This is a genomic window from Geodermatophilus obscurus DSM 43160, from assembly GCF_000025345.1.
Taxonomy (GTDB): Bacteria; Actinomycetota; Actinomycetes; order Mycobacteriales; family Geodermatophilaceae; genus Geodermatophilus; species Geodermatophilus obscurus.
This window is the reverse complement of the sequence record NC_013757.1, coordinates 599,519-618,378: the sequence shown is the minus strand read 5'-3', so window position 1 is coordinate 618,378 and position 18,860 is coordinate 599,519. Positions and strand designations below refer to the sequence as shown.

Below are 18,860 nucleotides of genomic sequence, written 5' to 3'. Positions count from 1 at the left end.
GGGACGGCGGGCCGTACCCTCGCCTCCGCCATGACCGCCCGTGCCACCCCCGCCGCCCGCGTCCGCGCCGACGCGTGCCCCGGGGCGCTGCAGACCCACGCCGCCGCCGACGGCGCGCTGGCCCGGGTGCGGGTGCCCGGCGGCCTGCTGACCGGCGACCAGCTGCGGTCGCTGGCGGCCGCGGCCCGCGACCTCGGCGACGGGGCGCTGGAGCTCACCAGCCGGGGCAACGTGCAGCTGCGCGGGCTGGCGGCGGGCGCGGCGGCCGAGCTCGGCGACCGGCTCGCCGCCGCCGGACTGCTGCCCAGCGCCACGCACGAGCGGGTGCGCAACGTGCTGGCCAGCGCGCTCACCGGCCGGGCCGGCGGGCACGTCGACGTCCGGCCGTGGGTGCGCGCGCTGGACGCCGCCGTCTGCGCCGACCCCGCGCTCGCCGCGCTGCCCGGCCGGTACCTCGCCACGCTGGACGACGGCCGCGGTGACGTCGCCGGTCTCGGTGGGGACGTCGGCCTGCTCACCCTCTCCCCCGCCGAGGTCGCGCTGACCCTCGCCGGCGCCGACAGCGGCCTGCGCGCGCACCCCGACGACGCGGTCGCGCTCGCCCTCGCCGCCACGCGGGCCTTCCTCGCCGAACGGACCGCCCAGGGCGGCACCGCCTGGCGGCTGGCCGAGCTCGACGACGGCGCGATCCGCGTCGGGGCCCGCCTGGACGGCCGCCGGGGCGTGGCCGTGGACGTCCCGCCGGTGCCGGTGCCGGGGCCGGTCGGTGCAGCGCCGCAGCACGACGGGCGGGTCGCGCTGGTCGCGGTCGTACCGCTCGGGCGGCTGGACGCCGCGCAGGCCGAGCTGCTCGCCCGGCTCGCCGACGAGGTGCAGCTGACGTCGTGGCGCAGCATCGTCGTCCCGGACCTCGCCGAGGACGCCGTCGACGACGCGGCCGTGGCGCTGCACCGGACCGGCATGGTGTTCGACGCGGCGAGCCCGTGGACGCGGGTCACCGCCTGCGCCGGGCGGCCGGGGTGCGCGAAGTCGCTGGCCGACGTCCGGGCCGACGCCGCCGCGGCGGTCGCGACCGGGACACTGCCCGTCGACGGCGCCCGGCAGCACTGGGCCGGGTGCGAGCGCCGCTGCGGCCGCCCGCAGGGCGAGGTCGTCGACGTGGTCGCGACCGGGACCGGATACCGAGTCGGGAAGGGCTGATGTACGAGTACGAGAAGGACGGCGCGGAGATCTACCGGCGCTCGTTCGCGACCATCCGGGCCGAGACCGACCTCACCGGCCTGCCCGAGGACGTCGCGCGGGTCGCGGTGCGGATGGTGCACGCCTGCGGGCAGGTCGACCTGGTCGAGGACCTGGCGTACTCCCCCGCCGTCGTGGCGCGCGCCCGCGAGGCCCTGGACGCCGGCGCCCCGGTGCTGTGCGACGCGGAGATGGTGGCCTCGGGTGTCACCCGCCGTCGGCTGCCCGAGGACAACGAGGTCGTCTGCACGCTCAACGACCCCCGCACCCCGGCGCTGGCCGCCGACCTCGGCACCACCCGCACCGCCGCGGCGCTAGAGCTCTGGCGCGACCGGCTGGACGGCGCCGTCGTCGCCATCGGCAACGCGCCGACCGCGCTGTTCCACCTGCTGGAGATGGTCGCCGCCGGAGCACCCCGCCCCGCCGCCGTCCTCGGCATCCCGGTCGGCTTCATCGGCGCGGTCGAGTCCAAGGACGCGCTGGCCGCCTCCGGTCTCGAGCACCTGGTGGTCCGCGGCCGGCGCGGCGGCAGCGCCATCACGGCGGCCGCGGTCAACGCGATCGCGAGCGACGTCGAGTGACGGGGCGCCTCTACGGGGTGGGCCTGGGCCCCGGCGACCCCGAGCTCGTCACCGTCAAGGCCGCCCGGCTCATCGCCGCCGCCGACGTCGTCGCCTTCCACGCCGCCCAGCACGGCCGCTCGGTCGCCCGCGCGGTGGCCGCCCCCTACCTGCGCGCGGGCCAGGTCGAGGAGCTGCTGGTCTACCCCGTCACCACCGGGACGACCGACCACCCCGGCGGCTACCAGGGCGCGATCGACGAGTTCTACGAGGCGGCCGCGGCCCGGCTGGCCGCCCACCTGGACGCCGGCCGCGACGTCGTCGTCCTCGCCGAGGGGGACCCGTTCTTCTACGGCTCCTACATGCACATGCACAAGCGGCTGGCGCACCGCTACCCGACCGAGGTGGTGCCCGGCGTGACGAGCGTCAGCGGCGCCGCCGCGGCGGTCGGCCGGCCGCTGGTCGAGCGCGACGAGGTGCTCACCGTGCTGCCCGGCACGCTGCCGGCCGAGGAGCTCGCCGAGTGGCTGGCCACCACGGACGCCGCCGCCGTGCTGAAGCTGGGCCGCACGTTCGGCAACGTGCGGGAGGCGTTCGACGCCGCAGGCGTGCTCGACCGGGCGCTCTACGTCGAGCGCGCGTCCACCGACCGGCAGCGCACCCTGCCGCTGGCCGACGTCGACCCGGCGACAGTCCCCTACTTCTCCCTCGCCCTGCTGCCCAGCCCGCTGACCGGCCCGGTGCCCGGCTCCGCGCAGCACGACGAGGCCGCGCCCCGCACGGGCGAGGTGGTGGTCGTCGGCCTCGGCCCGGGCGCCCGCTGCTGGACCACCCCGGAGGCCGCCGAGGCGCTGGCCGCCGCCGACGACCTCGTCGGCTACGGCCCCTACCTGGACCGGGTCCCGGCCAACCCGCGGCAGACGCGGTACCCGAGCGACAACCGGGTGGAGGCCGAGCGCGCCGCGCACGCCCTGGACCTGGCCCGGTCCGGACGGCGGGTCGCGGTCGTCTCCAGCGGCGACCCCGGCGTCTTCGCGATGGCCGCCGCGGTGCTCGAGGTCGCCGAGCGGCCGGAGTACGCCGGCGTCCCGGTGCGGGTGCTGCCCGGCCTGACCGCCGCGCAGGCCGTCGCCGCCCGGGTCGGCGCGCCACTGGGTCACGACTTCGCGGTGGTCAGCCTCTCCGACGTCCGCAAGCCGTGGGACGTCGTCGTCGACCGGCTGCGCCACGCCTCGGCCGCCGACCTGGTGCTCGCCCTCTACAACCCGCGCTCGAAGGCCCGCCCGCACCAGCTCGCCGAGGCCCAGCAGGTGCTGCTGGAGGGCCGCGAGCCCGACACGGTCGTCGTCGTCGGCCGGGACGTCGGTGGGCCCGAGGAGAGCATCCGGATCACCACCCTCGGCGAACTCGACCCGGAGACCGTCGACATGCGCTGCTGCGTGGTCGTCGGCTCGTCGCAGACCCGGGTCAGCCGCACCGGCGCCGTCTACAGCCCCCGCACCCATGAAGGACCCCGTCCTCCCCGTGAAGGACCCCCTTGCCCCCCGCCACTCGCGAGCTCGCGGCGGGACCCTGCACGTGAGCCGTGAGGGCTCGGGGCGGGCCCCTGGACGGGGCCACGTGACACTGAGTGCCACGGCTGGCACGATGACCCGCCAGTGGCGCACGTCACCCTCCCCGGGAGCGGCGCCGGTGGCCGGGCGATCGTGGGAGGGGCTCTCATGGCGAGCACCAGGGACTGGTTCGAGACCGTCGAGGAGGCCCAGCACCGCGCGAGGAAGCGGCTGCCGCGGTCGGTGTACCTGGCGCTCGTCGCCGGGACCGAGAAGGGGCTGACGGCCGGCGACAACGTCGCCGCCTTCGACGAGATCACCTGGCGGCCGCACGTCGCCGACCTGCACGCCAAGCGGGAGACGGCCACCACCGTGATGGGCCAGGAGGTGTCCATGCCGGTGCTGGTCTCCCCCACCGGCGTACAGGCGGTGCACCCGGACGGCGAGGTGGCGGTGGCCCGCGCGGCCGCGGCCGAGGACGTCGCGATGGGGCTGTCCTCGTTCGCCAGCAAGCCGGTGGAGGAGGTCGGCGCGGCGCACTCCAAGCTGTTCTTCCAGATGTACTGGGTCGGCTCGCGGGAGACGATCCTCGCCCGGGCCGACCGGGCCCGCGCCGCCGGCGCCAAGGGCCTGATCATGACGCTGGACTGGTCCTTCGCCTCCCGCCGCGACTGGGGCAGCCCACCCATCCCGGACAAGATCGACCTGAAGAACGCGGTCAAGTTCGCCCCCGAGGTGCTGCGCAAGCCGCGCTGGCTGGCCACCTACCTCCGCTCGGGCGGCATCCCCGAGCTCAGCGTCCCCAACCTGGCGCTCGGCGGCGAGGAGCCCCCGAACTTCTTCGGCGCCTACGGCCAGTGGATGGGCACTCCGCTGCCCACCTGGGAGGACGTCGCCTGGCTGCGCCAGCAGTGGGGCGGGCCGTTCATGCTCAAGGGGATCACCCGGCCCGACGACGCCCGCCGTGCCGTCGACGCCGGCGTCAGCGCCATCTCCGTCTCCACCCACGGCGGCAACAACCTCGACGGCACGCCGGGGGCGATCCGCTCGCTGCCCGGGGTGGTCGACGCGGTCGGCGACCAGGTCGAGGTCGTCATGGACGGCGGGGTGCGCCGCGGCTCCGACGTGGTCAAGGCGATGGCCCTGGGCGCCAGGGCCGTGATGATCGGCCGGGCCTACCTGTGGGGCATGGCCGCCAGCGGCGAGCGGGGCGTGCAGAACGTCCTGTCGATCCTCCGGCAGGGCATCGACGAGGCGCTGCTCGGGCTCGGGAAGGCCTCGGTGCACGACCTGACCCGCGAGGACGTCGTCCTGCCGCCGCACTTCACCCGCGACTGAGCGGGCCGCCCCGCCGGCCGGCGGGAATGCGGACGCGGCGGGCGGGCTTGCGTTGTTGCGTGCCCGCCCGCCGCGCGTCCCGCGCCGTCTCGTTCTGGACGGCGGCCGCGCTGCTCGTCCTGGTCCTCGCGGCCTCCGGCGTCCCCTCGCCGCTCTACCGCGTCTACCAGGAGCGCTTCGGGTTCTCCGCCGGCGTGCTGACGACGGTCTTCGGCATCTACGCCCTGGCGCTGCTCGCCACGCTGCTGGTGGTCGGCGCGCTGTCGGACCACGTGGGACGGCGGCCGGTCATCGTCGCCGGGATGCTGCTGCAGGTCGTCGCGATGGCGCTGTTCTGGGCCGCCGACTCGGTGGGCTGGCTGCTGGCCGCGCGGGTGGTGCAGGGCCTGTCGGTCGGCAGCCTCACGGGTGCCCTGGGCGCGACGCTGCTGGACCACCAGCGCAGCGACCGCCCCCTGGGCGCCCTGGTCAACAGCGCCTCCCCGGGGTTCGCCCTCGCCCTCGGCGCGGTCAGCGCGGGCCTGTCGGTCGAGTTCGTGCCCGCCCCCACCGACTGGGTCTTCGGCACGCTGACCGCCCTGTTCGCCGTCGCCGCCGGGGTGGCCCTGCTGCTGCCGGAGTCCTCGCCACGGATCCCGGGCGCACTGGCCTCGCTGTGGCCGCGGGTGCACGTGCCCGCCGCCCAGCGGGTGCCGTTCCTCGTCGTGGCACCGTGCCTGGTGGCGATGTGGGCGCTGGGCGGCCTCTACCTCTCGCTGGGGCCGTCCGTGGCCGCCGGCGTCTTCGGCCTCGAGGACCACCTCGTCGGCAGCCTGGTCATCGTGGCCATGCAGGGCATGGGCGCCGTCGGCGGCATCACCCTGCGGAACACGGCCCCGCACACCGCGATGACCACCGGCTGCCTGGTGTTCGCCGCCGGCGTCAGCGGCACGATCGTCTCGCTGGCCACCGGGAGCGCCGCGCTGTTCTTCGCCGCCGCCGTGGTGTCCGGGTTCGGCTTCGGCGCGGCCTTCCTCGGCGCGGTGGCCACCGTGACCGCCGGCGTCGCGCCCGGCGAGCGCGGCGGGCTGCTCTCCAGCGTCTTCGTCGTCGGTTACCTGGCCTTCAGCATCCCGGCGGTCGCCGCCGGGCTGGCCTCGGGCGCGGTGGGGCTGCGGCCGACCGCCGCGGTGTACGGGGTGGCCGTGATCGTCCTGGCCCTGGCTGCGGTGGCCGGGCTGCTGCGGCACCGGCGCGCCGCGGAGCGCCGTCCCGAGCCCGTCGCCGTGTAGGAGGAGGACCCCGTCCTGCCCACCCTTCGTGCAAGGACCCCGTCCCCCTCAGCGCTCGCGAGCTCGCGGCGAGCCTCTGGACGGGGCCTGCCCGGGACGGGGCCGACGGGCCGCCTGTGAAGGGTGGCCGTTCCAGCACGTCACCCGCGCCGGCGGCGGTCAGCGCAGGACGGCGTCCAGGAACCCGTGCACCCGCTGCTCGAGCTCGGCGGTCCGCTCGGCGGCGACCTCCTCCGGGTCGCGCTCGCGCAGCCACGGCGGGATCTCCACACGCGCGCGGACGGCGCAGGCCAGGTCCGCGCAGACGTAGGTGCCGACCGTGTTGCCGTTGCGGCCGGCCTCCCCGGCCCGGCGCGCCGTGAACAGCGAGACGTCGCTGCCCGCCTGCGCCGTCTGGCACAGCAGGCACATCGCGGGCGTGCCCGACGACATCCGGGTGTCGGCGGCGCGGACGGCGACGCCGACCGGCCGGCCCTCCCGCTCGACGACCAGGTAGCCGCGCAACGGCGCCCTCGGGTCGCGCCAACCGAGGACGACGAGCTCCTCCCACGGCGTCTCGGCGAACGTGCGCGGCAGGGTCATGCTCTCGGCCTCGCTCCGCGAGCAGTTCACCAAGGACCGCCGCACCTGCTTCTCCGTCAGCGCGTGCACCGTTCCGCTCCCCCCGTCGTCGGACTGCCGGCGGACATCATGCGACGAGCGGTCGCGCCGGCTCACCCGGTTTCCGGCTCCCGCGTCGTCGTGACATCCGCAGGGGGGACCCCACCACCCGCGAGACCGTCCCGGTACTCGCGTGAGCTGTCGATGACCTTCCGGATCGTCGCGAGAGCCCGCCGCAGTTCCTCCTCGCCGACCGCCTCCGCGACCGTGTCGGCCCATCGGTGCTGGGCGGAGGTGAGTCGCCGGAGAGCGCTGCGTCCCTGTGGTGTCGGTGCGAGGAGCTTGGCGCGACGGTGCGCGGGGTTGTCGCTGTAGACGGCCCAGCCGTGTTCGACCAGGAGGTCCGCCACCCTCTGCACGCTCTGCCGGGCGAGACCGAGCCCCACCCGCCGCGCGATCTCCGCCACGGGCAGGGCCTCGTCCAGGGTCGCGCCGAGGACCTGCCACCAGGCCGGGGTGAGCCCGACCGGTCCGGTCATCGTCTCCGCCGCGGCGAGAAACTCCCCGTTCAGCTCGAACACCGGCAGCACCAGGTCGGTCAGCGCGTCACCGGCAGGCGTGCGGACCGGGTGGTCGCCGCCAGGAACGCCCGGCTCGCCCACGGGGAGCGGTTCCCCCCTCACGGTCACGGGGTCAGGCGGTCGACCGGCCGACGAGCGCATCGAACCAGCGCCGCTCGCCTGTGGTGTACAGCCCGTACCAGGCGTCGATCGTCGCCGGGGGGAAGAGCTCCAGGCGGCGGAAGACGGCAGCGCCGAAGTCGACCGGCGCGGTGGCCGGAGCGGTGATGACGTCACCGTCCTCCACGACCCGCTCGTCCCGGTAACGGGCTGCCCCCGCGTAGCCCGACGGCACGAGGAAGTCCGGCGCGTTGCTGGTGTGCGCACGGTCGTCCAGCAGGCCGGCGCGCGCGAGTCCGTACGTGGCGCCACAGATGCCCGCCACGGGAGTGTGCCGTTCGAGCAGGACCCGGGCCAGGTCGAGGACCTTCTCGTGCCCGTCGGACCACGTGTCGGCACCCGGCAGCACGAGCAGCGCCACGTCCTCGGGGTCCACCTCGCCGAGGTCGGCGTCGGCGCGCAGCCGCAGTCGACCCTTGGTCGTGACCTCGGACTGCCCGTCCGCCAGGACGCGGAGCCGGAAGCTCTCGGCTCCCTGCTCGGCCGCCATCGCCAGACCGGCCGTGACGTAGGAGTACTCCCAGTCGGCCATGGTGTCCGTGGCGTAGAGGACGACGTCCGACCTGGTTCCCGCTCGCTCATTTGACAGCATACTGTCAATCTAGGGGGATGACAGTAGGCTGTCAACGCGGATCGTCCGCGCGGGCGGCGATCCGGCGTCACGTGCGCTGCAGCGCCGTCCGCACCTCCGCCGGGGTGGCCGCCACCACTGCAGCGCCGGCGTCCGCCAGCTCGCCCGGCGGGGCAGGGCCCCAGCCGGCACCGATGCACGGCAGCCCGTGCGCGGCCGCACCCAGCACGTCGTGCGCCCGGTCGCCGACCAGCACCGGCCGCTCTCCGTCGGGGTGCGCGGCCAGCGCCGCGGCGACGACCTGGTCCTTGTGCCGGACGGTGCCGTCGAAGGTGGCGCCGTGCACGGACGCGAAGGCGGGCAGCAGACCGGCGTGCGCCAGCAGCCGGACGGCGAAGGGCTCGGGCTTGCTGGTGGCGACGGCGAGGGTGGCGCCGGCGTCGACCAGCGCGGTCAGCAGCCCGGGGATGCCGGGGTAGACGGCCGCGTCGAGCAGCGCGCCCGCCGAGTAGTGCGCGCGGTAGGCCGCGACCGCCCGCGGGACGTCGTCCGGCGGGACGCCGAGGACGAGGGCGAAGCCGTCCTGCAGCGGCGGGCCGACCATGCCGCGCAGCTGTTCCGGCGTGGGCTCCGGCAGGCCGAGTGCGGCGGCCGCGGCGCGGACGGAGGCCCAGATGCCGGGGGTGGAGTCGACCAGCGTGCCGTCGAGGTCGAACAGGACCAGGCGCCGGGTGAGCCCCTGGTGCGGAGAGTGATCAGCTGCTTCCATCTTCAAGCAACCCCCTGCCGTCGTCTGCCCCGGAGGACTCCATGACCCGGACCCGCGACACCACCGTGGTAACCCCTCCCTCGACGATCCGGCCGGTGCAGGCCGCCGCGGCACTGGCGCTGCTGGTGCTGTTCTGGCAGTTCCTCTCGGCCGGCCGGATCATGGTGGGCGAGGACGCCACCGGCGGGCACGGGGCCGGGGCGATCGCCCTGCACGTGACCACCGGTCTGCTGCTGGCCGCCACGGCGCTGCACGGGCGGCGCACGCGGGTGTGGTGGCCGGCCGCGCTGGCCGCGGCGGTCTTCGTGCTGACCTTCGTCCAGGCGGCGCTGGGCAGCTCGGGCTCGATCGCGACGCACGTCCCGCTCGCCCTGGTGATCACGGTCGGGACGGTGTGGCTGGCCGCCCGGTCGTTCCGCGCTCCCTGAGCCAGGCCGCCGCCTGGTCCACGGTCGCGGCCACGGGCACGCCCCCGGGCAGCGGCGGCCGGCGGACCAGCACCACCGGGACGCCGAGCTCCCGGGCCGCGGTGAGCTTGGCCGCGGTCATCGGTCCGCCGCTGTCCTTGGTGACGACGACGTCGACGTCGTGCGCGGTCATCAGCGCCCGCTCCTCCTCGACGCCGAACGGGCCGCGGGCGAGGACCACCGTGGCGCGTACCGGCAGCGGCGGCTCCGGCGGGTCCACCGAGCGGACGACGCAGTGCGCGCTCAGCCCGGCGAACGCCGCGAGCCCCTGCCGGCCGGTGGTCAGCAGCACCGAGCGGGCGCCGGCCACCGCCGTCGCCGCCTGCTCCAAGGAGTCCACCCAGCGCCAGTCGTCGCCGGGCTGCGCCGTCCAGCCGGGGCGCTGCAGCCGCAGCAGCGGGGTGCCGGTCACCGCGGCCGCCGCGGCCGCGTGCGCGGTCATGGTGGCGGCGAACGGGTGCGTGGCGTCGACCAGCGCCGCCACGCCGTCCAGCGCCGCCACCAGACCGGCCGTGCCGCCGAAGCCGCCGATCCGCACCTCGCCGGGTGGGAGCACCGGGTCGGCGACCCGCCCGGCCAGCGAGCTGAGCACGTCGATGCCCTCGGCCACCAGCCGCTCCGCGAGCCGCCGGGCCTCCGCCGTCCCGCCCAGGACGAGCACCCGGCCGGTCACGCCGGGGTCCCGTGCATGCTGATCAGGTGACCGAGGCGGGGCGCGAGGGCAGCACGGGGCTGCGCTACGGCTGGACGACGGGCGCCTGCGCGACCGCGGCCACCACCGCGGCCTACACCGCGCTGCTGACCGGCGAGTTCCCCGACCCGGTGCAGATCGACCTGCCCCATGACAAGCACCCGTCGTTCGCGCTGGCCACCGAACGGCTCGAGGACGGTGCCGCCACCGTCGGGGTCGTCAAGGACGCCGGCGACGACCCCGACGTCACGCACGGCGCGCTGGTCTCGGCCCGGGTGACACACGGCGAGCGCGGCAGCGGCGTCGTCTTCCGGGCCGGCGAGGGCGTCGGCACCGTGACCAAGCCCGGCCTGCCGCTGCCCGTGGGCGAGCCGGCGATCAACCCGATGCCGCGGCAGTTCGTCCGCGAGCACGTGACCGCGGTCGCCGCCCGGTACGGCGGCACCGGCGACGTCGTCGTCGAGGTCTCGGTGGAGAACGGCGCGGAACTCGCCCGCAGGACGTGGAACCCTCGGCTGGGCATCCTCGGCGGACTGTCGATCCTCGGGACGACGGGCGTCGTCGTCCCGTACTCGTGCTCGTCGTGGATCGACTCGATCCGCCGCGGCATCGACGTCGCCCGCGCCGCCGGGCACCTGCACGTCGCCGGGTGCACCGGCTCGACCAGCGAGCGGGTGGTCACCGAGCTCTACGGGCTCCCGGAGGACGCGCTGCTCGACATGGGCGACTTCGCCGGCGCGGTGCTCAAGTACCTGCGCCGCCACCCGGTGCCGCGGCTGACCGTCGCCGGCGGCATCGGCAAGCTGGCCAAGCTGGCCGACGGCCACCTGGACCTGCACTCCGGCCGCTCGCAGGTGTCGACGGAGTCGCTGGCCGCGATGGTGCGCGACGCCGGCGGGGCGGCCGAGCTGGTCGAGGGCGTGCGCGGCGCCAACACCGCGCTCGACGCGCTGCAGCAGTGCCAGGCGGCCGGGCTGCCGCTGGGCGACCTGGTGGCCGCCGGCGCCCGCAGGACGGCGCTCGGCGTGCTCCGCGGAGCGCCGGTCGAGGTCGACGTCGTGGTGATCGACCGGGCCGGCACGGTGGTGGGTCAGGCCTGAGAGAGGACCCCGCTGCCCCCCAACGGGGAAGGACCCCGTCCTCCCCACCCCTCGCACGCTCGGGGCGGGACCCGGGACGGGGCCGTAGCGGGGCCCTGCACCGGGGCCGAGGGCGAGAGCCCTCATCGGGCGCGGGTCGTCGAGTACAGGTGGCTGTCGGGGAACTCCGCCGCCGCGAGCACGGGCCCCACGACCACCACCGCCGTCCGCTTCACGCCCGCCGCCTCGACCTGCCCGGCGATGTCGGCGAGCGTGCCGCGCAGCACCAGCTCGTCGTCCCGGCTGGCGCGGGCCACCACGGCGACCGGGCCGTCGTCCCCGTAGTGCTCGGCCAGCTCCGGGGCGAGCTCGGCGATCCGCTGGACGGCGAGGTGCAGCACCAGCGTGGCGCCGGTGGCCGCGTAGGCGGCGAGCTCCTCACCGGGCGGCATGGGGGTGGACCGGGCGCTGGTCCGCGTGAGGACGACGGTCTGCGCCACCCCCGGCACGGTCAGCTCGCGCTTGAGCGCCGCCGCGGCCGCGGCGAACGCCGGGACGCCGGGCACGACCTCGTAGGGCACCCCGGCCGCGTCGAGCCGGCGCATCTGCTCGGCCACGGCGCTCCAGATCGACGGGTCGCCGGAGTGCAGCCGGGCCACGTCGAGGCCGGCCTCGTGCGCGGCGACCAGCTCGGCGGTGATCTGGTCGAGGTCGAGGTCGGCGGTGTCGACCAGGCGGGCGCCCGCCGGCGCGGTGTCGAGCAGCTCGCGCGGCACGAGCGCCCCCGCGTACAGGCACACCGGCGCCGACGCGATCAGCCGCGCCGCCCGCAGCGTGACCAGGTCCGCTGCACCCGGCCCCGCCCCGATGAAGTGGACCGTCATGCGACACCTCCGGCGGTCCCCGCGGGAACCGCCGGCCTGACGGCGCTCCAGATGGTCACGGGCATGGCCGGACGCCAGCCGGTGTAGCCGCCGACCGGCGCCGCGTGCGCGACCGACAACCGGATCAGCTCGCCGCCGGCCCGCGACCGCCACGCGGCGAGCACCGCCTCGCCCTCGATGGTCACCGCGTTGGCCACCAGCCGGCCGCCCGGGCGCAGCGCGGCCCAGCACGTCTCCAGCAGGCCCTCGCTGGTCAGCCCGCCGCCGACGAACACCGCGTCCGGCTCGGGCAGCCGGTCGAGCGCGGCCGGCGCGCGGCCCTCGACCACCTGCAGCCCGGGGACGCCGAGCCGCGCGGCGTTCTCCGCGATCCGTCGCGCCCGCTCGGCCGAGGACTCCACGGCGACCGCCCGGCAGGACGGGTGCACCCGCATCCACTCGATGCCGATCGAGCCGGCCCCGGCGCCGACGTCCCAGAGCAGCTGCCCGGGCACGGGCGCGAGCCGGGCCAGGGTGACCGCGCGGACGTCGCGCTTGGTCAGCTGGCCGTCGTGCGCGTACGCGCCGTCGGGCAGGCCGGGCACGGCGGGCAGCGGCTCGGTGCCGGGGTCGGCGACCACCTCGACTGCGGTGACCACGAGCGGGTCGGTCCCGGCGTGCGACCAGCCGGCGGCGGTGCCGCGGAAGCTCCGCTCGGCCGGCCCGCCCAGCTGGGCCAGCGCCACGACCCGGCTGGCGCCGTAGCCGTGCCCGGCCAGCAGCCGGGCGATCTCCGCAGGAGTGCGGCCGTCCGAGCCGAGCACCAGCAGCCGCCGGCCGGGGGTGGCGTGCGCCGCGACCAGGTCGACCGGCCGGCCGACGACCGACACGACCTGCGTGTCCTCCACTGCCCAGCCCAGCCGGGCGCAGGCCAGCGTCACCGACGAGGGGTGCGGGAGCACCTCGACCGCACCCGCCCCGTGCAGCCGGACCAACGAGGCGCCGACGCCGGAGAGCATCGGGTCACCGCTGGCCAGCACCACGACCCGGCGGCCCGGGTGGGCGTCGAGCAGCCCGGCCAGGGCCGGGGCCATCGGCGAGGGCCAGGGCACCCGCTCGGCGGGGACGTCGTCCGGCACGAGGGCCAGCTGGCGGGCGCTGCCGCGCAGCACGTCGGCGTCCTCGACCGCCCTCCGGGCCCGCGGCGAGAGGCCGTCCCATCCGTCCGCGCCGATCCCGACGACGACCACGGGCGTGCTCACGCGGGCAGCTCCCCCACCGGGCCGGCCGCCTCGGCGAGCAGCCGCTCCCGCAGGTCTCCGGGCAGTCGGTCGACGTACACGGTGCCGTCGAGGTGGTCGACCTCGTGCTGCAGGCAGCGCGCGGCCATCCCGGTCGCCTCGATCGACACCGGCGCACCGTCCGCGTCCACGCCGTCCACCCGGGCGCGGAAGGCACGCGGCAGCTCGGCGTAGGGGCCGGGCACCGAGAGACAGCCCTCGTCGGTGACCTCCTCGGCCGGCTCGCCCTCGCGCGGCTCCAGCACGGTCAGCTCGGGGTTCACCACGTAGCCGACGACGTCCTCGCCGTCGGCGTCCGGGCAGTCGATGACGAAGACGCGCGCGTCGACGCCGATCTGGTTGGCCGCCAGGCCCACACCGTCGGCGGCCTCCATCGACGCGAACATGTCCAGGACCAGGCGGCGGAGGTCCTTGCCGAACGCGGTCACCGGGGCGCACGGGCGGTGCAGGACCGGGTTGCTGCCGTAGGTGACGATCGGCCGGGCGACGCCGCTGTAACGGCCGGGCAGGCGCATGACCGTCGATCCTAGGGACGGCGCCGGTTGGCACCATGTGCCGTGTGCTGCCCCCGCGCGACCTGCCCACCGCCGCGGGGCTGGCCCTCGGCGCCGCCGCCGACCTGCTGCTGGCCGACCCGCGCCGGTGGCACCCGGTGGCCGGCTTCGGCCGGGCCGCTGCGGCCCTGGAGCGCCGGACCTGGCGCGACTCCCGCACCGCCGGGGTCGCGCACGCGGGGCTGCTGACCGGCGCGGCGGCCGCCCTGGGCGTCGCGCTGGACCGCGCCACCCGCGGCCGTCCGAGAGCCCGCACCCTGGTCACCGCCGCCGCCACCTGGGCGGTCCTCGGCGGCACGTCCCTGGGCCGCGCCGGGACGGCGATGGTGCGCACCCTGGACGCCGGCGACCTGCCCGCCGCCCGCGCCCTGCTGCCCACCCTGGCCGGCCGGGACCCCGCCGGGCTCGAGGTCCCGGAACTGGCCCGAGCCACGGTCGAGTCGGTCGCGGAGAACACCTCGGACGCCGCCGTGGCCCCGCTGGTCTGGGGGGCGCTGGCCGGCCTGCCCGGCCTCCTCGGCTACCGCGCCGTCAACACCCTCGACGCGATGGTGGGCCACCGCTCGCCGCGGTACGCGCGCTTCGGCTGGGCGTCCGCGCGCGCCGACGACGTCGCCAACTGGCTGCCCGCCCGGCTGACCGCCGCGCTCACCGTGGCCACCGCGCCGCTGGCCGGGGGTTCGGCGCGCGGCGCGTGGAGGGTGTGGCACCGCGACGGCGCGGCCCACCCCTCGCCCAACGCCGGCCGGTGCGAGGCGGCGCTGGCCGGTGCCCTGGACCTGCGGCTGGGCGGCCGCAACGTCTACGGCAGCCGGGTGGAGGACCGTCCGGTCCTCGGCAGCGGGCGGACGCCGTCGGCGCGCGACGTCCCCCGCGCCGTGCGGCTCTCGCGCGCGGTGTGGACCGCGGCCGCCGCGCTCGCCGCGGCGGCCCGGGCACTGCCCCGCCCCTGACTCCACGCTGCTGTCCAGCGCCGTTCCGTAACCGCCTCGGGACGGCGCACCGGGACACGCGGAGGGGGGGCACCGGATCAGCGTCGACGCGCGTGCGTGTCGCCGCAGGACGCCGTACGGTCCGGGGACACGGAGCGGCCGGTGACCTCGGGTGACCGGCACACCGCGGTGGTCGAACACACGGCCAGCGGCGCCCCGGCCGGGCCGGCCCCGACGGCACACCACATGGAGTCGACATGACCGCGACCCATCCCCCCGCCCTGACGCGGAGCACGGCGCCGCGCAACCGCCCGACTCCGCAGCCGGCACGCAGCGCCTCTCCCCGGCGACTGGCCGGCCGGTACCGCTACGACCGGCGCGCCGGCACGTGGACCTGGTCCCCGGAGATGTCCGCGCTGCTCAACCTCGCACGCAACGGCGCCCACCCGTGCACCGAGCTGCTGGCCCGCTCGATCCACCCCGGCGACCGGCCGCGGGTCCTCGACGCCATCGCCGGCGCCTGCTCCGCCGGCGTGCCCTTCGCCCTGCGGGTGCGGCTGGGCAGCCGGGGTGGGGCAGAACGCCCCGCCGTCCTCGTCGGCGAACCCGTCGTGGACGCGGCCGGGGCGGTCGACGCCCTCGAGGGCGTGCTCGTGGAGCTGCCGCCGGAGCCCCGCCCGCCGGCGGCCCGGCCGGGCGGAGGCGAGTCCGAGGACGACCGGGTGCAGGCCCTGGAGACCGAGGTGACCCAGCTGCGCACCGCGATGAGCAGCCGGGCGGCGATCGAGCAGGCCAAGGGCATCCTCATGCTGCTCACCAGCTGCGGTGAGCAGGTGGCCTTCGACCTGCTGGCGCACATCTCGAGCAACTCCCACCGCAAGGTGCGCGACGTCGCCGTGGCGATCGTCGAGTCGGCGGCCGGGCACGCCGGGCTGCCCGAGGACATCCAGACGCTCATGCGCGACGTCTGCCCACCCCGCCCGCACTCCTGAGGGCGCGCCGTGCGCCCCGGGAGCCGACCGCTCCCGAGGCGCACGGGATGATGCCGCTGTCGCCGGCGGCCGCCGGCGCCCCCGAGCCGAGAAGGGGGACGCGGCGTGCTCTACGTGGTCGTCCGGTTCCTGCTGCGCCCGTTGTTCCACGTCGTGCTGCGCATGCACGTGACGGGGCGGGAGAACGTGCCGGCCACCGGCCCGGTGATCCTGGCCAGCAACCACCTGTCGTTCATCGACAGCATGGTCATCCCGCTGTCCGCGCCCCGCCGCGTGCACTACCTGGCCAAGGCCGAGTACTTCACCGGCACGGGCATCGGCGGGTGGCTGACCCGGACCCTGTTCACCGCGCTCGGCGCCATGCCGGTGCAGCGGCAGACGTCGCGGGCCGCACAGGAGGCGCTGGACACCGCGCTGGCCGTGCTGCGCCGGGGCGAGGGCTTCGGCATCTACCCGGAGGGCACCCGCTCGCGCGACGGGCGGCTGGCCCGCGGCAAGACCGGGGTCGCCTGGCTGGCGCTCACCGCCGACTGCCCCGTCGTCCCCGTGGCCGTGCACGGCACGGACCGGGTGCAGCCGGTCGACTCCCGCTGGCCGCGGCCGCACAAGGTGTCGGTCACCTTCGGCGAGCCGCTGACGTTCCCCGAGCAGCGCGGGATGGCCCGCAACGGCCGGGCCCGCCGCGTGGTGACCGACCGGGTCATGGAGGCGATAGCCGAGCTCTCCGGTCAGGAGAAGGCCGGCTGGGGGCAGCCGGCGGCATGAGCGGCACCGTTCCCCGGCGCCCGGCCTCCGGCGGCGCCCTGCTCGTCGCCGGGACGACGTCGGACGCCGGCAAGTCGGTCGTGACCGCCGGCATCTGCCGCTGGCTGGTGCGCCAGGGGGTGTCGGTCGCCCCGTTCAAGGCGCAGAACATGAGCAACAACTCGATGGTCACCCCTGACGGCGCGGAGATCGGCCGGGCGCAGGTCATGCAGGCCGCCGCCGCCCGCGTCGAGCCCGAGGCGGCGATGAACCCGGTGCTGCTCAAGCCCGGGGGGGAGGACTCCAGCCAGGTCGTCGTCCTCGGGCACGCGGTCGCGGACGTGACCGCGCTGTCCTACCGGCCGATGAAGGCAGCGCTGATGGAGCAGGTGCTCGCCAGCCTCGAGGACCTGCGCTCGCGCTTCGACGTGGTCGTCTGCGAGGGCGCGGGCTCCCCCACCGAGATCAACCTCCGTGCCGACGACATCGCCAACATGGGGCTGGCCACCGCGGCGGGGCTGCCGGTGGTCGTCGTCGGCGACATCGACCGGGGCGGGGTCTTCCCGGCGCTCTACGGCACGGTCGCCCTCATGCCCCCGGCCGACCAGCGGCTGGTCGCCGGCTTCCTGGTGAACAAGTTCCGTGGCGACGTCCGGCTGCTGGGCCCCGGGCTGGAACAGCTCACCGCGCTCACCGGCCGCCCGACCCTCGGCGTGCTGCCCTGGCTGCCCGGCGCGGCCGTGGACGTCGAGGACTCCCTCGGCGTCCCCACCGGCGCCTCCCCGACCGGTCCGCCGCACGGCGAGGAGGTGCTGCGGGTCGCCGTCGCCCGGCTGCCGCGGCTGTCCAACTTCACCGACCTCGACGCGCTGGCCGCCGAGCCGGGCGTGCTGGTGCGCTACGCGACCAGCCCCGAGGAGCTCGGCGACGCCGACCTCGTGGTGCTGCCCGGCACCCGCGCCACGGTCGCCGACCTGGGCTGGCTGCGGGCCACCGGCCTGGCCGATGCCGTCGCCCGGCACGCCGCCGCGGGCCGGCCGGTGCTCGGCGTGTGCGGCGGCTCCCAGATGCTGGCCCGGACGATCACCGACGACGTCGAGTCGCGGGCCGGCACGGTGCCCGGGCTGGGGCTGCTGCCGGCCGACGTCCGCTTCGCGCCGGAGAAGACGCTCGGCCGGCCGGTGGGCACGGCGTTCGGCCAGGAGGTGCGCGGCTACGAGATCCACCACGGCGTGGTCATCGTCGATGACGCCGCGGAGCGCTTCCTCGACGGCGCCCGCGCCGGGTCGGTGTTCGGGACCACGTGGCACGGGGCGCTGGAGGGTGACGGCTTCCGGCGGGCGTTCCTGACCGAGGTCGCCCGGGTGGCCGGACGGCGCTTCGTCGCCGCGCCGGACACCGACTTCGCCGCCGTCCGCGAGCGGCGGCTGGACGCCCTCGGCGACCTGGTGGCCGAGCACGCCGACACCGACGCGCTGTGGCGGCTGGTCGAGGACGGCGTACCGGCCGGGCTGCCGCTGCTCCCCCCCGGGGACGGGCTCAGCCCCCGGTGATCCGGGCCCGCACGTCGTCCGGCCACGGCGCCTTGCCGGCCTCGGTGAGGCACACGTAGGTGGTGCTGACCACGCAGCAGAGGCGCTCGCCCACCCGGACGGTGAACCGCACGGTCACGCTGGTGCGGCCGACCTTCCCCGTCTCGGCGTCCACCGTGACGGTGTCACCGAACCGCGCCGACGACGACCACTCCAGGGAGCTCGCCTTGACCACCGGGTCGACGCCGCGGGCGACCAGCTCGTCCCACGGCAGGCCGTGGGCCGCCCACCAGGCGTTGGACGCCTCGTCGGCCCAGGTCAGGTAGTGGGCGTTGAAGACGACGCCCTGCTGGTCGCACTCGACGTACCGGACCGGGGAGCTCCACCGTGCAGCCACGGCCGGTGACCGTAGCCGGGCTACCGTGCTCCCGTGGACACCGCTCCCGACGTGCTGGCCGGCTACCGCCCACCCTCGCGGCTGGTGCAGGACAAGGTCGTCGACCACCTCGACCGGCACTGCCGCGCCTTCATCGCGCTGTCGCCGTTCGCCACGCTGTCCACAGCCGGCGCCGACGGCTGGCCGGACGTCTCCCCGCGCGGCGGTGACCCGGGGTTCGCCAGGGTCCTCGACGAGCGGACCCTCGCCCTCCCGGACCGGCAGGGCAACAACCGGGTGGACAGCCTGCGCAACACCGTGGGCAACCCGCGCGCCGCCCTGCTGTTCTTCGTGCCCGGGTTCGAGGAGACCCTCAAGGTCTTCGGGACGACGACCCTCGTGGGTCCGGACGACGTCGGCGTGGACCTGACCGAGTTCGGCCGTCCGCCGCGGTCGGTGCTGGTGCTGACCGTCGAGCGCGCGTACTTCCAGTGCGGCAAGGCGGTCATGCGCTCGGGGCTGTGGGACCCGCAGCGGCAGGTCGAGCGCTCGACCTTCCCGTCGCTGGGCGAGGTGATGCGCGACCACTGCGGGCTGAGCACGCCACTGCCCGGACAGGAGGAGATGCGCGCGGAGCTGGCGCAGGAGCTCTGAGGACCCCGTCCTCATCACCGCTCGCAGACTCGCG

General features: G+C 76.4%; 21 protein-coding genes. 12 read left to right on the top strand and 9 right to left on the bottom strand.

All coding sequences use genetic code 11. The features are described 5' to 3' along the window. The first annotated feature begins 30 nt into the window (after positions 1-30). From cobG to GOBS_RS02865, 5 genes are all read left to right on the top strand, one after another. Positions 31-1,200: a precorrin-3B synthase gene (gene cobG / locus GOBS_RS02885; RefSeq protein WP_012946798.1), complete on the top strand. Its 1,170-nt coding sequence runs from the start codon at positions 31-33 to the stop codon at positions 1,198-1,200. Beyond that, on the top strand, positions 1,200-1,820 hold the full coding sequence (locus tag GOBS_RS02880; protein WP_012946797.1) for a precorrin-8X methylmutase: 621 nt from the start codon (positions 1,200-1,202) through the stop codon (positions 1,818-1,820). The genes cobG and GOBS_RS02880 overlap by 1 nt, the downstream gene beginning before the upstream one ends. After that, complete coding sequence (locus tag GOBS_RS02875; RefSeq protein ID WP_012946796.1) at positions 1,817-3,388, top strand: precorrin-2 C(20)-methyltransferase; 1,572 nt, start codon at positions 1,817-1,819, stop codon at positions 3,386-3,388. The genes GOBS_RS02880 and GOBS_RS02875 overlap by 4 nt, the downstream gene beginning before the upstream one ends. Positions 3,389-3,520: 132 nt before the next feature. Continuing rightward, on the top strand, positions 3,521-4,690 hold the full coding sequence (gene mftD, locus GOBS_RS02870) for a pre-mycofactocin synthase MftD (RefSeq protein WP_012946795.1): 1,170 nt from the start codon (positions 3,521-3,523) through the stop codon (positions 4,688-4,690). Between the two features lie 59 nt (positions 4,691-4,749). Then, the gene (locus GOBS_RS02865; protein WP_243697628.1) at positions 4,750-5,961 is read left to right on the top strand and encodes an MFS transporter; all 1,212 of its coding nucleotides are present in this window, start codon (positions 4,750-4,752) and stop codon (positions 5,959-5,961) included. A gap of 159 nt (positions 5,962-6,120) precedes the next feature. Here the strand turns inward: GOBS_RS02865 and GOBS_RS02860 are convergent, their stop codons facing one another. The 4 genes from GOBS_RS02860 to GOBS_RS02845 form a co-directional block, all read right to left on the bottom strand. After that, the gene (locus tag GOBS_RS02860) at positions 6,121-6,612 is read right to left on the bottom strand and encodes an FBP domain-containing protein (protein ID WP_012946793.1); all 492 of its coding nucleotides are present in this window, start codon (positions 6,610-6,612) and stop codon (positions 6,121-6,123) included. A gap of 62 nt (positions 6,613-6,674) precedes the next feature. Continuing rightward, on the bottom strand, positions 6,675-7,244 hold the full coding sequence (locus GOBS_RS02855; protein WP_208104370.1) for a MarR family winged helix-turn-helix transcriptional regulator: 570 nt from the start codon (positions 7,242-7,244) through the stop codon (positions 6,675-6,677). Between the two features lie 10 nt (positions 7,245-7,254). Next, a complete protein-coding gene (locus GOBS_RS02850) occupies positions 7,255-7,893 on the bottom strand; it encodes a DJ-1/PfpI family protein (RefSeq protein WP_012946791.1) in 639 nt (212 codons plus the stop codon). Positions 7,894-7,960: 67 nt separating this feature from the next. After that, positions 7,961-8,641 (bottom strand): HAD hydrolase-like protein, encoded by a 681-nt coding sequence (locus GOBS_RS02845; RefSeq protein WP_012946790.1) that lies wholly within the window; start codon positions 8,639-8,641, stop codon positions 7,961-7,963. Positions 8,642-8,682: 41 nt separating this feature from the next. Between GOBS_RS02845 and GOBS_RS02840 the strand changes: the two genes are divergently transcribed. After that, positions 8,683-9,069 carry a hypothetical protein gene (locus GOBS_RS02840; RefSeq protein WP_012946789.1) on the top strand — a complete coding sequence of 129 codons (387 nt, stop codon included), beginning with the start codon at positions 8,683-8,685 and terminating at the stop codon, positions 9,067-9,069. Here GOBS_RS02840 and GOBS_RS02835 read toward each other — a convergent pair. Further along, positions 9,020-9,781, bottom strand: coding sequence for a cobalt-precorrin-6A reductase (locus tag GOBS_RS02835; RefSeq protein ID WP_012946788.1), 762 nt, complete (start codon positions 9,779-9,781; stop codon positions 9,020-9,022). The two genes, GOBS_RS02840 and GOBS_RS02835, sit on opposite strands and share 50 nt — an antisense overlap. Before the next feature lie 26 nt (positions 9,782-9,807). On the opposite strand from GOBS_RS02835, the gene GOBS_RS02830 reads away from it, so the two are divergent. Next, a complete protein-coding gene (locus GOBS_RS02830; protein ID WP_012946787.1) occupies positions 9,808-10,899 on the top strand; it encodes a cobalt-precorrin-5B (C(1))-methyltransferase in 1,092 nt (363 codons plus the stop codon). 122 nt (positions 10,900-11,021) lie between these two features. Here the strand turns inward: GOBS_RS02830 and cobM are convergent, their stop codons facing one another. From cobM to def, 3 genes are read right to left on the bottom strand one after another with little or no spacing between them, the layout of a single operon-like run. Then, on the bottom strand, positions 11,022-11,762 hold the full coding sequence (gene cobM / locus GOBS_RS02825) for a precorrin-4 C(11)-methyltransferase (protein WP_012946786.1): 741 nt from the start codon (positions 11,760-11,762) through the stop codon (positions 11,022-11,024). Continuing rightward, complete coding sequence (locus GOBS_RS02820; RefSeq protein ID WP_012946785.1) at positions 11,759-13,003, bottom strand: bifunctional cobalt-precorrin-7 (C(5))-methyltransferase/cobalt-precorrin-6B (C(15))-methyltransferase; 1,245 nt, start codon at positions 13,001-13,003, stop codon at positions 11,759-11,761. Before GOBS_RS02820 ends, cobM begins: the two co-directional genes overlap by 4 nt. After that, a complete protein-coding gene (gene def / locus GOBS_RS02815) occupies positions 13,000-13,557 on the bottom strand; it encodes a peptide deformylase (protein ID WP_012946784.1) in 558 nt (185 codons plus the stop codon). Before def ends, GOBS_RS02820 begins: the two co-directional genes overlap by 4 nt. A gap of 35 nt (positions 13,558-13,592) precedes the next feature. Between def and GOBS_RS02810 the strand changes: the two genes are divergently transcribed. The 4 genes from GOBS_RS02810 (at position 13,593) to GOBS_RS02795 (ending at position 17,817) form a co-directional block, all read left to right on the top strand. Next, positions 13,593-14,549: a cobalamin biosynthesis protein gene (locus GOBS_RS02810; protein ID WP_012946783.1), complete on the top strand. Its 957-nt coding sequence runs from the start codon at positions 13,593-13,595 to the stop codon at positions 14,547-14,549. 236 nt (positions 14,550-14,785) lie between these two features. Beyond that, entirely contained in the window at positions 14,786-15,520 is a 735-nt protein-coding gene (locus tag GOBS_RS02805) for an ANTAR domain-containing protein (protein ID WP_012946782.1), read from the top strand. Positions 15,521-15,625: 105 nt separating this feature from the next. Continuing rightward, positions 15,626-16,285: a lysophospholipid acyltransferase family protein gene (locus GOBS_RS02800; RefSeq protein WP_012946781.1), complete on the top strand. Its 660-nt coding sequence runs from the start codon at positions 15,626-15,628 to the stop codon at positions 16,283-16,285. Further along, complete coding sequence (locus GOBS_RS02795) at positions 16,282-17,817, top strand: cobyric acid synthase (protein WP_012946780.1); 1,536 nt, start codon at positions 16,282-16,284, stop codon at positions 17,815-17,817. Before GOBS_RS02800 ends, GOBS_RS02795 begins: the two co-directional genes overlap by 4 nt. On the opposite strand, the gene GOBS_RS02790 is transcribed toward GOBS_RS02795, so the two are convergent. Beyond that, a complete protein-coding gene (locus tag GOBS_RS02790; protein WP_012946779.1) occupies positions 17,804-18,193 on the bottom strand; it encodes an acyl-CoA thioesterase in 390 nt (129 codons plus the stop codon). The two genes, GOBS_RS02795 and GOBS_RS02790, sit on opposite strands and share 14 nt — an antisense overlap. Before the next feature lie 33 nt (positions 18,194-18,226). On the opposite strand from GOBS_RS02790, the gene GOBS_RS02785 reads away from it, so the two are divergent. After that, the gene (locus GOBS_RS02785; protein WP_012946778.1) at positions 18,227-18,826 is read left to right on the top strand and encodes a pyridoxamine 5'-phosphate oxidase family protein; all 600 of its coding nucleotides are present in this window, start codon (positions 18,227-18,229) and stop codon (positions 18,824-18,826) included. Positions 18,827-18,860: the final 34 nt, after the last annotated feature.

Excerpts from the sequence above, each read along its gene's own strand:
- GOBS_RS02840 (WP_012946789.1), top strand. The coding sequence starts at position 8,683 with ATGACCCGGACCCGCGACACCACCGTGGTAACCCCTCCCTCGACGATC.
- GOBS_RS02850 (WP_012946791.1), bottom strand. The coding sequence starts at position 7,893 with ATGCTGTCAAATGAGCGAGCGGGAACCAGGTCGGACGTCGTCCTCTAC.
- GOBS_RS02880 (WP_012946797.1), top strand. The coding sequence starts at position 1,200 with ATGTACGAGTACGAGAAGGACGGCGCGGAGATCTACCGGCGCTCGTTC.
- mftD (WP_012946795.1), top strand. The coding sequence starts at position 3,521 with ATGGCGAGCACCAGGGACTGGTTCGAGACCGTCGAGGAGGCCCAGCAC.
- GOBS_RS02805 (WP_012946782.1), top strand. The coding sequence starts at position 14,786 with ATGACCGCGACCCATCCCCCCGCCCTGACGCGGAGCACGGCGCCGCGC.
- def (WP_012946784.1), bottom strand. The coding sequence starts at position 13,557 with ATGCGCCTGCCCGGCCGTTACAGCGGCGTCGCCCGGCCGATCGTCACC.
- GOBS_RS02845 (WP_012946790.1), bottom strand. The coding sequence starts at position 8,641 with ATGGAAGCAGCTGATCACTCTCCGCACCAGGGGCTCACCCGGCGCCTG.
- cobM (WP_012946786.1), bottom strand. The coding sequence starts at position 11,762 with ATGACGGTCCACTTCATCGGGGCGGGGCCGGGTGCAGCGGACCTGGTC.
- GOBS_RS02795 (WP_012946780.1), top strand. The coding sequence starts at position 16,282 with ATGAGCGGCACCGTTCCCCGGCGCCCGGCCTCCGGCGGCGCCCTGCTC.
- cobG (WP_012946798.1), top strand. The coding sequence starts at position 31 with ATGACCGCCCGTGCCACCCCCGCCGCCCGCGTCCGCGCCGACGCGTGC.
- GOBS_RS02810 (WP_012946783.1), top strand. The coding sequence starts at position 13,593 with ATGTGCCGTGTGCTGCCCCCGCGCGACCTGCCCACCGCCGCGGGGCTG.